14 protein-coding genes and 1 pseudogene are annotated in these 16878 nt (G+C 41.6%); 14 read left to right on the top strand and 1 reads right to left on the bottom strand.

Going from position 1 to position 16878, the window contains the following annotated elements; genetic code table 11:
• Positions 1-153: 153 nt before the first annotated feature.
• Positions 154-1233, top strand: a complete 1080-nt coding sequence (locus ACPWSO_RS12030; RefSeq protein WP_426083663.1) for a GntR family transcriptional regulator — start codon at positions 154-156, stop codon at positions 1231-1233.
• A gap of 425 nt (positions 1234-1658) precedes the next feature.
• On the opposite strand, the gene ACPWSO_RS12035 is transcribed toward ACPWSO_RS12030, so the two are convergent.
• On the bottom strand, positions 1659-2549 hold the full coding sequence (locus tag ACPWSO_RS12035; RefSeq protein WP_426083665.1) for an ArsR/SmtB family transcription factor: 891 nt from the start codon (positions 2547-2549) through the stop codon (positions 1659-1661).
• Between the two features lie 221 nt (positions 2550-2770).
• Between ACPWSO_RS12035 and ACPWSO_RS12040 the strand changes: the two genes are divergently transcribed.
• From ACPWSO_RS12040 to ACPWSO_RS12100, 13 genes and pseudogenes are all read left to right on the top strand, one after another.
• The gene (locus ACPWSO_RS12040; RefSeq protein ID WP_426083693.1) at positions 2771-4252 is read left to right on the top strand and encodes an alpha-N-arabinofuranosidase; all 1482 of its coding nucleotides are present in this window, start codon (positions 2771-2773) and stop codon (positions 4250-4252) included.
• A 28-nt stretch (positions 4253-4280) separates the two neighbouring features.
• Complete coding sequence (locus ACPWSO_RS12045) at positions 4281-5552, top strand: ABC transporter substrate-binding protein (RefSeq protein ID WP_426083667.1); 1272 nt, start codon at positions 4281-4283, stop codon at positions 5550-5552.
• Between the two features lie 222 nt (positions 5553-5774).
• A complete protein-coding gene (locus tag ACPWSO_RS12050) occupies positions 5775-6671 on the top strand; it encodes a carbohydrate ABC transporter permease (RefSeq protein WP_426083669.1) in 897 nt (298 codons plus the stop codon).
• A gap of 12 nt (positions 6672-6683) precedes the next feature.
• Positions 6684-7550, top strand: a complete 867-nt coding sequence (locus ACPWSO_RS12055; RefSeq protein WP_426083671.1) for a carbohydrate ABC transporter permease — start codon at positions 6684-6686, stop codon at positions 7548-7550.
• 10 nt (positions 7551-7560) lie between these two features.
• Positions 7561-8130 carry a DUF624 domain-containing protein gene (locus ACPWSO_RS12060; protein WP_426083673.1) on the top strand — a complete coding sequence of 190 codons (570 nt, stop codon included), beginning with the start codon at positions 7561-7563 and terminating at the stop codon, positions 8128-8130.
• Entirely contained in the window at positions 8127-9647 is a 1521-nt protein-coding gene (locus ACPWSO_RS12065) for an alpha-N-arabinofuranosidase (RefSeq protein ID WP_426083675.1), read from the top strand. The genes ACPWSO_RS12060 and ACPWSO_RS12065 overlap by 4 nt, the downstream gene beginning before the upstream one ends.
• A 9-nt stretch (positions 9648-9656) precedes the next feature.
• Positions 9657-10625 carry a glycoside hydrolase family 43 protein gene (locus ACPWSO_RS12070; RefSeq protein WP_426083677.1) on the top strand — a complete coding sequence of 323 codons (969 nt, stop codon included), beginning with the start codon at positions 9657-9659 and terminating at the stop codon, positions 10623-10625.
• Between the two features lie 167 nt (positions 10626-10792).
• The gene (locus tag ACPWSO_RS12075; protein WP_426083679.1) at positions 10793-12241 is read left to right on the top strand and encodes an alpha-N-arabinofuranosidase; all 1449 of its coding nucleotides are present in this window, start codon (positions 10793-10795) and stop codon (positions 12239-12241) included.
• Positions 12238-12480 (top strand): DUF6171 family protein, encoded by a 243-nt coding sequence (locus ACPWSO_RS12080; RefSeq protein ID WP_426083681.1) that lies wholly within the window; start codon positions 12238-12240, stop codon positions 12478-12480. The genes ACPWSO_RS12075 and ACPWSO_RS12080 overlap by 4 nt, the downstream gene beginning before the upstream one ends.
• Positions 12481-12685: 205 nt before the next feature.
• Positions 12686-14290 carry a xylulokinase gene (locus tag ACPWSO_RS12085; protein ID WP_426083683.1) on the top strand — a complete coding sequence of 535 codons (1605 nt, stop codon included), beginning with the start codon at positions 12686-12688 and terminating at the stop codon, positions 14288-14290.
• Between the two features lie 69 nt (positions 14291-14359).
• The gene (locus tag ACPWSO_RS12090) at positions 14360-15055 is read left to right on the top strand and encodes an L-ribulose-5-phosphate 4-epimerase (RefSeq protein WP_426083685.1); all 696 of its coding nucleotides are present in this window, start codon (positions 14360-14362) and stop codon (positions 15053-15055) included.
• 25 nt (positions 15056-15080) lie between these two features.
• The gene (araA, locus tag ACPWSO_RS12095) at positions 15081-16505 is read left to right on the top strand and encodes an L-arabinose isomerase (protein WP_426083687.1); all 1425 of its coding nucleotides are present in this window, start codon (positions 15081-15083) and stop codon (positions 16503-16505) included.
• Positions 16506-16664: 159 nt separating this feature from the next.
• Positions 16665-16878, top strand: a pseudogene (locus ACPWSO_RS12100) (IS5/IS1182 family transposase); the annotation flags it as partial.

The raw sequence follows: 16878 nt of genomic DNA on the forward strand, positions 1-16878 counted from the left end.
TTATTTTGTTTTAGTGAAGGGGTAATTTCTTTTAGAGCAAAGAGTAAAGGAAATGAAACTAGGTAACTGAAAATCTGCATTATTGACTTGCTTCCTCTATGAAAAAGACCTATTATAAAAAATGACCGTACAAATTTTATGTGGAGGAAAAATATGGTATCTAAATATCAGCAGATTGCTGACGAACTACGTGCTAAAATATTAAGCGGCGAGTATCCTGACGGTTCTGTGATTCCGCCGGAGCTTAAGCTGCAGGAAATCTGTCAGGTGAGCAGACATACTATTAGACAGGCGATTGCTTTATTAGTTAATGAGGGATTTCTTCGTAAAGAAAAAGGTTCTGGCACCTATGTGGATGACCGTTACAAGGAAGTAGGAGAATCAGTAAAACGGACGAAAACAATTGGAGTGATTACCACCTACCTATCTGATTATATTTTTCCTTCGATTATTCGTGGTATTGAAGAAGAGCTTCGTACGAGGGGATATTCACTCCTACTGGCCAGTACCAGTAATGATCCAGAACAAGAACGTAAGTGTTTGGAAAATATGCTGGCTCAGCAGGTTGATGGGCTTATCGTTGAACCGACTAAGAGTAATCAGTACAACCCGAATTTATCCTACTACCTTTCTTTTAAAGAAAGGGGGATACCTGTGGTGATGATTAATTCCTGTTATGAAGAAATTGATTTGCCTTTCATCAGTCTGGATGACGTGAAAGCGGGCTTTTTAGCGACTTCCTACCTGCTTGAACAGGGACTGAAAGAACTGGCTCTGATTGTAAAAATTGATGATTTACAAGGGAAGCTTCGGATGAAAGGGTTTATCGAAGCTTTTGAAGAGGAGAACCTCACCTTTAAATCCAGTAATATTTTCACCTATGCTACTGGAGAAAAGGCAGCTGTGGTTGAACGTGTAGTCGCTTGTTTAGAAAAGGACACCGCTATACAAGGGGTGGTCTGCTATAATGATGAGATTGCCAATCAACTGGTACAGCAGCTGGCGGCTGCCGGTAAGCGGGTGCCGGAGGATTTTTCTGTGATTGGACAAGACGACTCTTACTTAAGCACGGCAGGAGAAGTAGCACTGACAACGATTACTCATCCAAAAGAACAGCTGGGAAAAGATGCAGCAAGCTGGATGGTTACAGCGATTGAGAAAAAAATGATTGGGGAGAGTATCCTGTATACTCCTCAAGTTGTTGAACGAAAATCTGTAAAAATAAGTAGATAGAAAAACATTCTCTTTAATTGAAAAAAAGGTTGTGACAAAAGTGTTCAGCTCCGAGAAATAAGAAGAATAATTCGAAAATAGCTTCTCATATTTTTGAGATGATTCGGCTTATTTCCGAGAAAGCTGCTTTTGGAATACCGTTTATTCGGTTTTAGGGATGTCAAAAGTCTGGGATTTTGTTTATGTCCCAGACTCTTTTCTGTGTTTTAAAATGGACTAAACAGGGTTGATTTTTATCTGTTTCGAGAATCAAAAAAAGCCTGTAGGAACCTGACGATTTGTCTCGAAAATCATTAGACATGCAGAGGTAACTACTCAATCAGAAATAAACCGTAAAATACTGAAAATGTTGGTAGCCATTTTCGTATCTTGCGGTTTATTTTTTGAAGCAAAGCCAAAAGAGCTCTGCTTTTTTTCTATGCTGCTTAGCTGTAATAGACTTTAATTTTAATATCCTGATCGTAGTTGCCGAAGCCCCGACCGAATAGAGTACAGCCGCCGATGTTTTTGGCATTTTCTTTTACCTCGACCCTTAGATGCCAGGTATCTTCGTGGTTGGGAATATCTGCAATAGTAATATCGGATAAAGGAACACCATCCATATTTGTTAAATGCTTGGTAATACGAATCGTTTTCAATAGACCATACTGATTCAAATTATCCGGGTACCACTCTGGTGTATATTTTCCACGTATATCTGCGAAGTCGCCGGGACTTGTCCAGGTCCCTAATTCAATGCCGTTTAAGCTAAAGGTAATATCTGACGGCCAATTGTCATTGGAAAATGGAAATTCAGAAGAAATCTCCATTGAAATTTCCAGCATTTCCAACTTCTCCTGCTCCGATAAAAAATTAGGTGTTTGGTACTCTACAAAGCCTTGAGTAAACCACAGGATTCGTGCATCCATTCTTCTAGTATCCATAAAGTATTTCGGTTCATCGACATCGCCGATAAATTCATTAATCGTAGCCAAACCACAGGTGGGCTCGACCAGATAATTCGTATAATGTCCGACAGGGATAAAGGTTTCTTTGAAATCAAAGGCATTAAAGATTTTTTCGGGAAAATTAATATCGATTTTATCTACCCGAAGGCTGGATATTTTCTTTTGCCCTATTTTTTCTGTTTTGATAATATTCGCTTCTTCCAGCTTTTTGATATGCATGGTTACAATTGCACTGCTCAGTCCAAGCGCAGTTGCCAGCTCCTTCACGCTCATCTTGTTTTTTGACAGCAACTGAATGATTTTAATTCGCACATTACTTGCTAAAGCTTCATAAACCGGCAGGGCTTCTTCATTGATTTCCAACTGCATGGGAATCACCTCACGTTGATTATTCTTTCTTAGTAACTATATTAGCATATATGTTAATTATGTGAAACAAGATTATTCTATATGCTTGATTATTAATATAAATGTTAATTTAATCATTAAATAAAATATTTAATTTAACAATATTATTATTGACAGCGTTTTCAAATTGATTTATTATTTAGTTAAATATTAAAGGAGGCTAGATTTTGAAGGCGAAATTGATGATTAATAAGTATTTTTCGATTTCTGAAGTGGATCCAAGACTCTATGGTTCGTTTATTGAGCATATGGGACGGGCAGTGTATGAGGGAATTTACCAGCCGAATCATCCGTCAGCGGATGAACAGGGCTTCCGTCAGGATGTCCTTGCTTTGGTAAAGGAATTGAAGGTACCTCTTGTTCGTTATCCTGGGGGGAATTTTTTATCTGGTTATAACTGGGAAGATGGTATTGGGCCTGTCGCGGAACGGCCCAAGCGCCTGGATTTAGCGTGGCGGACGACGGAGACTAACGAAGTTGGACTCCATGAGTTTTACGAATGGGCGAAAAAAGCTGAGACAGAAATCAATATGGCGGTGAATCTAGGAACACGGGGAATTGATGCTGCAAGAAATTTAGTAGAATACTGCAATTATAAAGAAGGCAGCTATTGGAGTGACCTGAGAAAGAAAAATGGCTTGAAAGATCCGTTGAATATTAAAACCTGGTGCTTGGGTAATGAGATGGACGGTCCTTGGCAAATCGGTCATAAGACAGCAGAAGAGTACGGACGGCTGGCTGCGGAAACAGCGAAAGCGATGAAGCTGGTAGATGATTCAATTGAACTGGTCGTTTGCGGCAGCTCACACAGTCATATGCCTACCTTTGGTGATTGGGAGCTGGAGGTGCTGGAACACACCTATGATTATGTCGACTATCTTTCCCTCCATCAATATTATGGTAATCAAGAGGATGATTTAGACAATTATCTCGCTCGTTCGTTGGATATGGATGCTTTTATTACAGGAGTTACGGCAATGTGTGATGCAGTGAAGGCGAAGAAACACAGCAAGAAGCAGCTGAATTTATCCTTTGATGAATGGAATATCTGGTATCACAGCAATGAGCACGATGAAACGGTTAAGCCGTGGCAGGTTGCACCGCCATTATTGGAGGACCACTACAATTTTGAAGATGCCTTGCTGTTAGGCTGCTTGCTTATCACCTTGCTGAAGCACAGTGATCGAGTAAAGATTGCTTGCCTGGCTCAGCTGGTAAATGTGATTGCACCGATTATGACTGAAAAAGATGGCGAAGCATGGAGACAAACCATTTTCTATCCCTTTATGCAGGTATCCAACTTTGGTCGAGGCACTGTTTTAAAGCCTTTGATTGAATCAGAAAGCTATCAAACAAAGGATTTCGAAGCAGTACCCTATTTGGAATCAATTGCTGTATTGAATGAAGAAGCCAACGAGCTGGTGGTATTTGCTGTTAACCGTAGTCGGGAGCTTATGGATTTTGCGATAGGCACCAATGGCTTAGCTATAAAGGAAGTAATAGAATTTTCGCAGTTAAGCGGCTTTAAAATCAAAGAAGTCAATACGAAAGGAGTAGAAAAAATCAAACCAGTACAGTCAGATAGCTACACACTGGAAGAAGCCGAAATCAACTGTCAGTTGCAGCCGTTGTCGTGGAATATGGTTCGTTGCTTATTAAAATAGTAGAACAAAATTTAAGGGGGATGTCAAAATGAGATTCAAGAAGTTTTTATTAGGATCAATGGCAGTTTTAGCAGCAGGAGTGCTGGCAGCATGCGGTGGAGGTTCTTCTTCTGATGGAGGCTCAGAGGATGGTGTAACGTTAACCTTCTGGAATGGCTTTACTGCTTCGGATGGTGAAATTTTACAAAACATTGTTGATGACTTTAATAAAACCAATGATAAAAATATCAAAATTGAGATGGATGTTATGACTTGGGCAAACTTGAACGAAAAGCTGCCGCCAGCTATTTCTTCAAAAACAGCACCTGATTTTATTGCATTAAATTATCCTGATTTTGCTCAGTATGTTGAAAATGGCGCTGTTCAGTCCTTGGATGATTTTTGGGATTATGACGGGGTAGATAAAGCGGACTTTACCGAAACAGCTGTAGATTTAGGAAAAGTAGAAGACAAGCAATACTTCATTCCTATGCAGGTTCAGGGTATGTACATGTATTGGAACAAGGATTTATTTAAAGCGGCTGGCTTAGATACTGAAACACCGCCGAAAACCTGGACTGAATTGACTGAGATGGCACCGAAGCTGACAGACAGCAGTAAGAATGTTTCAGGATTTGTATTTAACAAGGATGGTACGGCTCCTCTTTACAATTGGATTCTTGCCAACGGCGGCAAACTGATTAACGATGACTATACGAAATCTGAGTTTGCTTCTCCAGAAAATTTAAAAACCTTAAAGGCCATTCAGCAAATGATTCATGTTGATAAGGCAGGTCCGGAATCAATTTCTGGTGCTGAGATGGATAACTTGATGAATGCAGGGCAGCTTTCCATCGAAATTAACGGTCCATGGCTGAATAACGGACTAAAGGCAAACGAAATCAACTACGGTGTGACTACATTGCCTCAAGCAAGTGAGAGTGGTGAACAAACGGCTATTCTTGATGGTGTAGGCTATGCTATTCCAGCAAGTACGGACAGTAAGAAAAAAGAAGCAATCTATGAATTCCTGAAATATTGGAATACAACAGAAATTGGTAAAAAATGGAGTATCGAAAATGGTTTCCCGGCATACTTAAATTCTGTAGCTGAAGACGATGAAGTGAAGAACAATGAGATTGTTTCTGAGCTTTCTAAGCAAATGGATTACGCAGAGCCGTTTCTACCTGGATTTACTAAAATTTCAGCAATCAATAACGATATTATCAATCCGATGATTGAAAAGCTATTGGCTGGAGAAGATCCAGAAAAACTAATGAATGATGCAGACAAAGCAATCAATGACTTACTAAGCCAGTAAGCTAGTCGTTCTGAATCGTTCCCTATTTTAAATAAATGCCGGAACAGAGGTGCGGGCAGAAAACTACTGCACGAAACACAATCAAAAATGGTCGATGGAACGGGCAGGTATAGTGTTTGCCTATTTTAAAAGAAAATTAGAATAGTAGACCGGATTAAATTTTTGACTGCTCCCCTCTGTTCCAGCTGTGTTTAAATCTTTTATGAAAATGAGGTGTATTAGTTGAAATCATTAGCCAGATATTGGAATCAGCCCAAACGGGCAGCCTATCTATTTTTACTACCATCTTTTCTGGTACTGCTGCTGTTCACAGTCGTTCCTTTGCTGGGAACCTTTGCTATCAGCTTTACGGACTTGAATATCTTCTTTACTTCAAGAAATATAGTGGGTCTGGATAATTTTATGCGGATTTTTAGTGACGAGCGGGCGGTTAATTCCCTGCTGCATACTTTATATTTTACGATTTTGGAAACACCCGCTCAAATTATTATCGGATTATTAGCTGCTGTTGTTCTTTCTAAGAATACAAAGTTCAATAAATTCTGTCGTTCCACCTTCTACATTCCTGTAATTTGCTCGCTGACATCAATTGCTATTATTTTCTCTATGCTGCTGGATCCAAATGTCGGAGCAATTCCTTATCTGTTTTCTCAGCTTAACTTGCCGATTCCTCAATTTTTCCGTGATCCTACTTTAGCTATGCCCACAGTGGCAGTTATGACCGTTTGGAAGAATTTCGGAGTAACAATGACTATCCTGTTGACGGCAATCCAAGGAATTTCGCCTTCATTGTATGAATCAGCACAAATGGATGGAGCTACTCAAAGACAGCAATTTTTCAACATTACATTGCCGCAGATTGTTCCTTCATTAGGTTTTTGTATCTTAACCAATCTGATTGGTTCTATGCAAGTCTTCGATCAGGTGTATGTTGCAACTGCCGGCGGACCGCAATTTAAGACAGAAACAGCTGTTCAATACATATACAGCCGCGGCTTTACCGCTCCTTATGAGCTGGGGTATGCATCGGCGCTCTCCTCTGTTCTGTTCGTGATTATTGCGGCAATCGCCATTTCCACTAACTTGTATATGTCCCGTAAAGAAAAACAAATGAAATAGGAGGTAGCCAAAATGACAACAGAAAGTACCCTTGTTCCCGCTAATGTAAAAAAGCGGAAGAAAGCAACACCTAAAAAGATACTTAGTACGATTGGAATGATTTTGGTTCTGTGTATTATTGCTTTTCCGTTTCTGTGGCTGATTATTTCCTCGTTTAAGTATGAGAAGGACATCATTTCCTTTCCTCCGAAAATTTTTGCGGATAAGTATACGCTGGATAACTATATTAAGGTCTGGTCAACCATTCCTCTTTTAGACTACATCAAAAATACAGTTATTTTTGCTGGTGGTACGGTTATTACTTCCGTGTTTTTCGATTCGTTGGCAGGCTACGCTTTTGCCCGCATGAATTTTAAGGGCAAGTCGGCACTATTCTATTTTGTTTTACTGACCATGATGATTCCTTTTCAAGTATTTATGATTCCATTATTTATTGAAGTTAATCTTATGGGCTTGCTGGATACGTATGCCGGACTGATTATTCCAAGGATGACGACTGCTTTCGGTATCTTCATGATGCGTTCTTTCTTTATTACGCTGCCAAATTCACTGGAAGAAGCCGCTAGAATTGATGGCTTAAATGAGTTTAAAATCTTCTGGAAAATCATGCTGCCTTTGAGTAAACCAACGCTGCTGTCCTTAGGAATCTTTACACTGATGAATAGCTGGAATGACTTACTTTATCCGCTGATTCTAACCAGCAGTTCTAAAATGCGGACATTGCCTGCAGGGTTAGCATTATTTACAGGTCAGAATATTTCCTTCTATGGACCGGTTATGGCAGGAACAGTCATTTCTATGCTGCCGTTGTTGATTATTTACATTTTTGCACAGAAATACTTCGTTCAAGGAACAGCAATGTCTGGTATGAAAGAGTAGGTGAAGGAAAATGAAGCTGGTAGAAACCAGAATTTATTCACAGTTAATGATGATTTCCGACTACCTGCTGTTAGGGCTGTTATGGGTAATTTTATCCCTGCCTCTAATAACTGTGATTCCTGCATCTGTCGGGGTATTGTATGTGATTAGACAATGGGAAGGCAGCTCAACAGGAAGTATTCTTCGCTACTTCTTTCAGGGAATCAAAAGGTATCTTCCGCTGAACTTATTAGTAAGTGGATTAACAATCGGAATTTTTGCCATAGTAAATAACCTGATGTCGGAAAGTAGTCAGCTATTAATTATCAGCGGCTATGTTATTTCTATTGTTTATTTAATGTTTCTATTTTCCTGGATGTATCAGTGTGTCTGGTTGGAAAAACAAACGGTTTTCCAGCTGTTTGAACAGAGTGCATTAGAGCTGATTCTATATTTCTTAAGAAACTTATTATGCTGCGGCTTAACCGTTTCATTTACAGTGCTGGTCTTTCTGTTTCCGCCATTCATTTTTATTTTTGCCGGCGGCTTCTGGAAGGTAATTGCGCTTATACTATTTAGAAAACGTCAGGTGATGAAATGAACGAATCAATAATTAAGGTACGTAAAGACTTTTTAGTAGGAGAAATCAGTCCTCGGCTTTTTGGTTCTTTTGTGGAGCATATGGGCAGTGTTGTCTATACTGGGATTTTTGAGCCGGGGCATCCACAAGCGGATGAAAACGGCTTTCGTCAGGATGTTTTAGCCTTAATCAAAGAGCTGAATCTGGGAGTTATCCGCTATCCAGGCGGTAATTTTACTTCTGGTTATGATTGGCAGGATACGATTGGTCCTGTAGCAAATCGCCCGAAAAAAATTGACTTGGCTTGGCGGGGAATTGAGCCTAACACTTTTGGACTGCATGAATTTTTTAACTGGCTGAGTCACACAGAGGCAGAGCCGATTTTTACAGTGAATCTAGGTACAAAAGGAATTGATGATGCCCGCAATATTGTAGAATACTGCAACTATCCAAGGGATTCTTACTGGAGTGATATGCGTAGAAAAAACGGTCAGGAAGCACCGTTTAACATCAAGCTATGGTGTTTGGGAAATGAATTGGACGGTCCTTGGCAAATCGGGGCTAAAAGTGCCTACGAGTACGGGCGAATTGCCAATGAAGCGGCTAAGGTAATGAAGCTGGTAGATGAATCGATTGAAACAATTCTTGTGGGAAGTTCAACGCCAAGACTTGCCAGCTATCCGGAATGGGATCGAATTGCTCTGGAGCAGGCGTATGAAAACGTTGATTATCTTGCCCTGCATAACTATATCGATAAATATGATGAGGATGATCTGACAAAACCGCCGAAGAATGAGCGGGATGATACACCCACTTATTTGGCTAAATCCTATCGGTTTGACCGGCAAATAGAAGAGGTAGTTGCTGCTTGTGACTATGTGAAGGGTCTTTTAAGAAGTGAAAAAACGATGTACCTAGCTTTTGATGAATGGAATGTTCATGCTCAGCCGGAAAAACAGCATCAGGATTTTGAAATCGGCAGTCCGATTGACTGGTGCTATTTCACGATGGAAGATGCTTTGTTGTTTGGTTCTTTAGGACTTGCTATTTTGAGGCACGCAGATCGGGTAAAAATTGCCTGTCAATCTCTGCTGGTAAACACCATTCCGTTAATTTTAACTGATAGGGAAGGAAAAGCTTGGTGTAATCCAACCTACTATATCATGGCGCATTTATCAAATTACGCCAAGGGACGGGTACTATCTCAGAACACGACAGGTCCAACCTATGATTGTGAAAAAATTAAAAATGTTCCCTTTGTCGATAGTGTGGTTGTTGAGAATGAAAAAGAACTGGTCATTTTTGCCGTTAACCGGACAGACCAAAAGCAGACAATAATCGTCGATCATGATTTTTCACTGGCAGAAAATGGGGAACACATCCAGCTGCAAAGTGAAGAACTGCTGGACAAAAATCGGCGGGAAACACCAGATAAAATTCAGCCAAAAAAACAGACTGTTTCGATTGATAAAGAACAGACTGTGACAGTGGAAGTCGGCAAGTATTCATGGAATGTATTTAAAATAAAAAAAGTATGAGGGATTGTTATGACAGTAAAAACGACGTATAAAAATCCGATTGTGATTGAACGAGCGGACCCTTGGGTCTATAAGCATACAGACGGCTACTATTATTTTACAGGCTCAGTGCCAGGGTATCAGTCAATAGAGCTTCGCCGTTCTAAAACACTAGAGGGTCTTGAAAGTAGTGAACGGCTAGCTGTCTGGCAGGCGCCGGCAACAGGAAAAATGAGCCAGCTAATTTGGGCGCCGGAAATTCATTTTCTTAATGGCTGCTGGTATATCTACTTTGCGGCAAGTGATGATGCTGAAATTAGAGACCGAACCCATCACCATCGGATGTTTGTAATTGAGAATAAACATGAGGACCCGATGAATACCGACTGGACTGTGAAGGGGCAGCTGGAAACAAAATTTGACAGCTTTAGTTTGGATGGTACAGCTTTTGTTCATCGAGAGCGTCTTTACTACGTTTGGGCACAGCAGGACCCGCGGATTCCCGGGAATTCGAATCTATATATTTCAGAGATGGAAAATCCCTGGACGCTTAAAGGAGAGCAGGTACTATTATCTATACCGGAATATGATTGGGAAAAAATAGGCTTTTCCGTCAATGAAGGAGCCGCTGTTATTAGCAGAAACGGCAAAGTATTTATTGCGTATTCGGGTAGTGCGACGGATGAAAATTATGCAATGGGTCTGCTGTGGGCGGATGAGGCGGCGGACTTACTGGATGGCTATTCTTGGCATAAGCTGCCGGAACCGGTGTTTGTTTCGTCAGAGAAACATAGTCAATTTGGTCCAGGCCATAATTCTTTTACCCGCAGTGAAGATGATACAGAAGATGTCTTGATTTATCATGCCCGTCCGGAAAAAAACAAGGCTGGAGATCCATTGGATAATCCAAACAGACATGCAAATGCACAAGTGTTTACCTGGAATGAGGAGGGCTTTCCAGTGTTTGGCGAGCCAGAACCGTATACAAGAGAGCTATAGTCTTGATGAATGGGTAGTCCAGCATAAATAATTATTTCATAAAATCAATAGAAGTCCTGTTAAATGATCCAGTGTACAAGAAAAAGCTTTTATCTGTAAGGTAAGTCAGAGAAAGAGAAGTATAACTGATTTATTTAACAGGGCTTCTATAGTTAAAGGAGAAATAGATGATAAAAATTTTAAACCAAAAATCAGGAGTGGAAATTAGTAAATACATTTACGGACATTTTGCTGAGCATCTGGGACGGTGTATTTATGAAGGCCTGTATGTTGGAGCAGAGTCAGAGATTCCGAATAAAAACGGTATGCGGCTAGATGTAATAGAGGCTCTGAAAGCTATTGAAATTCCTGTTCTTCGCTGGCCAGGCGGCTGTTTTGCAGATGAGTATCATTGGAAGGATGGGATTGGACCAAAAGCAGAACGGAAAAAAATGGTGAACACTCATTGGGGCGGTCTTACTGAGAACAATCACTTCGGCACCCATGAATTTTTTGAACTGGCAGAACAATTAAACTGTGAGGTTTATGTCAACGGTAACGTAGGCAGCGGGACAGTTCAGGAAATGCAGGAATGGGTTGAATACATGACCATGGCAGGAGAATCGCCAATGGCAGAGCTGCGGAGAAAAAACGGCAGAGAGACTCCGTGGAAGGTAAAGTTTTTTGGTGTAGGGAATGAGTCCTGGGGCTGTGGCGGTAATATGCGGCCGTCCTATTATGCGGATCTTTACCGTCAATATCAGACCTATGTTCGCCAGTATGGAGCAGAAGAAATCTATAAAATTGCCTGTGGTCCTAACGTTGACGATTACCAATGGATGGAGGAGGTCCTCCGGATTAGCGGGCCTTATATGGATGGCATTAGTCTGCATCACTATGCCTTAACTGGTGCTTGGGAGGACAAAGGACCTGCCTTAGGATTTACGGAAGCCCACTGGTGGTCGCTGCTGGAAAGTGCTAAAAAGATGGACAAGTTAATCACCAAACATACAACAATTATGGATAAATACGATCCGGATCGCCGAATCGGTTTGATTGTGGACGAATGGGGCTCCTGGCTGGCACCGGAAGCGGGAACCAACCCCGGTTTTCTTTACCAGCAGAATACGATTCGCGATGCTATGGTTGCCGCGCTGACTTTGAATATCTTTCATAAACATGCAGAGAGAGTTCAGATGGCGAATATTGCTCAGACAGTGAATGTATTGCAGGCGATGCTGTTGACGGAAGGGGATAAGCTGGTAAAAACACCAAGTTACTATGTATTTGAGCTGTATAAGGTTCACCAAGGTGCCCAACGGCTGGATTGCTATGGGCAGACACCTGAACACGTATCGTATACTGTTTCCCGAAAAAAGAGCATTGTTAGTCTATCTATATGTAATTACTCATTAACTAAGACAACAGCGGTGAAATTTGAGCTGGAAACACCGATTAAAGAAGTATGCTCCAGCCGCTTCATTCAAGGGATGACAATGGATAGCCATAATGATTTTGCGCATCCGGATACAATTGTTCTTCAGGATTTTACAGAATACAATAGTCAAAATCAGCATTTGGAACTCTCACTTTCACCAAAATCGATTCTAACGATTCAGCTGGAGCTAAGTGAATGAGTTGTAAAAACTGTAATCCACAGTCTTTTTTGCTGAACAATCAAACAGTAGCAGAGTTAATAGTAGAGCAGTTAGCGATGGAAAGAGAGCTTGCATCTAAGGAAATAGCGCAGCGGCGAACGTTAATTTGTGAAGAGTGCTGTTTTCGCTCTACCCATACCTGTACAGCGTGCGGCTGTTTTTATCAGTTTCGGGCATCTTTGAAAAATAAATATTGCCCTAAAGGCTACTGGTCGTAATCTGAAAATAAAGTACGTACAAATGCCGAATAAATTATTTACATGTACGTACATAAATGCTATAATTCTTCTTGAAAGATGGAATACTTCTTTTGAGAAGGATTTTTTATGTCGTTAGTTGTTAACTAGGGCGTGTCTGAATAATAAAAAGGAAACCAGTTTTTCAGACACGCTTGAAAATGAAAACGTATACAGGAGGATTGAGATGAACGCAGAGAGTGTAAAGCAATCGATTGTTCTTGGGAAAACGTCTCTTGGAATAGAACTGGGATCAACCCGTATTAAGGCGGTGCTAATCGATGAGCACCAGGAGCCTGTTGCATCCGGCAGTCACACTTGGGAAAATCAACTGGCAGATGGCCTGTGGACATACAGCTTGGAGGATATCTGGTCAGGGCTGCAGGATAGCTATCAGAATCTAAAAAAAGATGTTTTTCAGAAGTTCGGTGTCAAGCTAACCAAAATTGGTGCAATGGGTTTTAGTGCGATGATGCATGGTTATATGGCTTTTGATAAAGAGAATCAGCTACTCGTCCCTTTTCGAACTTGGCGTAATTCAAACACTGCAGCGGCTGAAAAGGAATTGACAAAGCTGTTTAACTACAACATTCCACAGCGTTGGAGTATAGCCCATTTGTATCAGGCGATCTTAAATCAGGAAGCTCATGTGGAAACTATTCATTATTTTACTACACTAGCTGGTTATGTTCATTGGCAGCTGACAGGAGAAAAGGTTTTAGGAATTGGCGATGCTTCTGGAATGTTCCCAATAGATCCTGCTGTAAAAAATTATGACCAACGTATGATTACAGCCTTCGATAAGCAAACTGCTAAGCATAATTACTCTTGGCAGCTGCAGGATATTTTGCCTAAGGTGCTGGTCGCAGGTGAGCCGGCTGGTCTGTTAACAGAAGCTGGTGCGAAACTGCTTGATCCAACAGGTGATTTAATCGCTGGAATGCCGCTGTGCCCGCCGGAAGGCGATGCTGGAACAGGCATGACAGCTACCAATAGTGTAGCAAAAAGAACGGGTAATGTATCCGCCGGTACCTCTGTTTTTGCGATGATTGTACTGGAAAAGGAATTGAAAAAAGTTCATCCAGAGCTGGACTTGGTTACAACACCTGCTGGCGACTTAGTTGCTATGGTCCATGCCAATAATTGCTCATCTGATATTAATGCCTGGGTGAAGCTGTTTGAAGAATTTATTAAGGTCTGTGGTTTCGAGCTGTCGACAGAAAAGCTGTATGAACTGCTGTTCAATCAGGCGCTGCAAGGAGATAAGGAATGTGGCGGTTTGTTATCCTATGGCTACTTTTCAGGGGAAAATATTACTCATATTCCAGAAGGGCGGCCGCTATTTGTACGGACACCTGACAGTCGTTTCAATCTGGCAAACTTCATGCGGGTTCATCTGTTCACTGCTTTTGGTGCGTTAAATATCGGTATGAAGATTTTAGTAGAAGAAGAGCAGGTTCAAATTGATAAGGTCCTTGGACACGGCGGAATCTTTAAAACAGAAGGCGTTGCACAAAAAGTACTGGCGGCGGCCATCAATACGCCGGTTTCACTAATGGAAACAGCTGGAGAAGGCGGAGCTTGGGGGATTGCCTTGTTGGCGGATTATCTGGGCTATGCGAAGGAAAATCAGTCACTAGCCACATATTTGGAGCAGCAGGTATTTGCCGGAGAAGCAGGCAGCGAGCTTGCTCCTGATCCAGAAGATACCGCTGGTTTCGAACAGTTTGCACAACGTTATAAAGAAGGCCTGCCGATTGAAGAGGCAGCAGCAGCTTATTTAAATCAATGAGCCGGCAGTCATGACGAATGAACAACTATTTTAGGGAATAAGGCTAGTTGAAGACAGGAGGACAACGATGTGTTGGAAGCATTAAAAGAAGAAGTATACTATGCGAATTTGGAACTGCCCAAGCAGGGGCTAATTAAATACACATGGGGAAATGTTAGCGGAGTTGATCGTGAACAGGGCTTGTTTGTAATTAAGCCTTCTGGTGTTGATTATGAAACACTGAAGCCCTCTGATATGGTCGTTTGTGATTTGAAGGGAAACGTGGTTGAGGGGACATTGAATCCTTCCTCCGATACGCCAACCCACGCAGTTTTATATCAATCGTATCAAGATATCGGCGGGATTGTCCATACGCATTCGCCATGGGCCACTATTTGGTCACAGGCGGGCTTAGATGTGCCAGCTATGGGGACGACTCATGCGGATACCTTTTATGGAACGATTCCTTGTGCCCGTTTTTTAAGTCAGGAAGAAATCGATCGAGGCTATGAAGAAGAGACCGGCCGTGTAATTGTTGAGACGTTTAAAAAGCGGGAAATTGATCCGATGGCAGTGCCGGGAGTACTACTTCATGGACATGGTCCCTTCACTTGGGGGAAAAATGCAGATAGTGCGGTAATGAATGCAGTAGTCTTAGATGAGGTCTGTAAAATGAATTTATATGCCCGTCAGCTGAATCATTTTTCTGAAGAACTGCCTCAAAGAATTTTAGACAAGCATTATTTACGAAAACATGGCAAAGACGCTTATTATGGACAAAAATAAAAACGAATCAGAAGGAGAGAGAAGTATGTCAGCAATGGATAAAAAAGAATTTTGGTTTGTCGTAGGCTCTCAGCATTTATATGGAGAAGAAGCATTACAGGAGGTTCGGGCTCATGCAGAGGAAATGGTCCGTGAACTAAATAGCAGCGGTACTCTACCTTACCCAGTGGTCTTACAGGAGCTGGCAGTGAAGCCGGAAGTTATTACAAAAATTATGAAGGAAGTCAATTATCGGGATGAGGTTGCCGGAGTAATCACTTGGATGCATACATTCTCGCCGGCAAAAATGTGGATTCGAGGAACGAAGCTGCTGCAGAAGCCGTTGCTTCATTTAGCTACGCAGTATAATGAAAGTATTCCTTGGGAAACGATTGATATGGACTTTATGAACTTGAACCAGGCGGCTCACGGCGACCGGGAATACGGCTTTATCAATGCTCGTCTGAAGAAAAATAATAAGGTAGTTGTCGGATACTGGAAGCGCCCTGAGATTCAAAAGCAGATTGCTGAATGGATGGATGTTGCAGCAGCCTACAACGACAGCTTTAAAATCAAGGTTGCCCGTTTCGGCGATAACATGCGAAATGTTGCAGTAACTGAAGGAGACAAGGTTGAGGCTCAAATTCAATTTGGCTGGACTGTTGACTATTATGGTATTGGCGACTTGGTTCAGTACGTCAATGCAGTTAAGGAAGAAGAAGTAGAAGCTCTGTTTACGGAGTATAAAGAACTGTATGATTTTGACTATGGTGAATATGACCATGATAAATGGGAAGCGCATGTGAAGGTACAGGCTCGTCAGGAAATTGGTTTGCGCCGCTTCTTGGAAGCTGGGAGCTACAATGCGTTCAGTACAAACTTCGAAGATTTGTACGGCATGCAGCAGCTGCCTGGTTTAGCAGTTCAGCGTTTGATGGCAGAGGGCTACGGGTTTGCCGGCGAAGGAGACTGGAAGACAGCAGCAATTGACCGTTTAATGAAGGTAATGGCACATAATAAAAACACAGGGTTTATGGAGGATTATACCTATGAACTGGCGGCTGGATATGAAGCGATTCTGCAATCCCATATGATGGAAGTTGATCCAACTTTAGCGGTGAACAAGCCTAAAATCGTTGTTTCTCCGTTATCTATGGGTGACAGAGAAGATCCGGCACGTCTGGTCTTTGATGGGAAAGCTGGCTCTGGCGTCGTCGTTTCCATGGCTGATTACGGAACACACTACAAGCTGCTGATTAATGAGGTAGAATTGTTTGAACCAACGGAAGCGGCACCTAACTTGCCGGTTGCCCGTATCCTTTGGGAGGTTAAACCCAACTTCCAGGATGGTGTGAAAGCTTGGATTGAAGCTGGGGGCGGACACCATACAGTAGTTTCGCTGAATTTGACCACAGACCAGATTGTTACCTGGGCGAAGATGGTTGATTTGGACTATGTGCTGATTAAATAAGAGAAGCAGTTACATTTGAAGGGAATATGTAAGGGGAGTGGGACAATAGTCAGAAGAAAATCTGATTATTGTCCTACTTTTTTGATTTTAGGGTACACAAAAAGCACGCAACCGTGTAAGATTAAAGTGACTAAACCAAATCAAAAGGAGCGTGCTTTTATGTTTAAAGATTATACCATCAATCAAACGATTTTACCATTAGAGTTGGAACAGTTTATTCCTGAAACGGATGTCGCTTTTGCGGTCAATGCCTTAGTCGAAGCCATGCCGCAAACACTCTTTAATAAATTAGAAGAACAATTAGGCCGACCGGCCTACCACCCGAAGATGCTATTAAAAATTATTCTGTATGCGTATACTCAGCGTGTCTTTT

The sequence above is a fragment of the Enterococcus sp. LJL51 genome (assembly GCF_049894025.1).
Taxonomy (GTDB): Bacteria; Bacillota; Bacilli; order Lactobacillales; family Enterococcaceae; genus Enterococcus_L.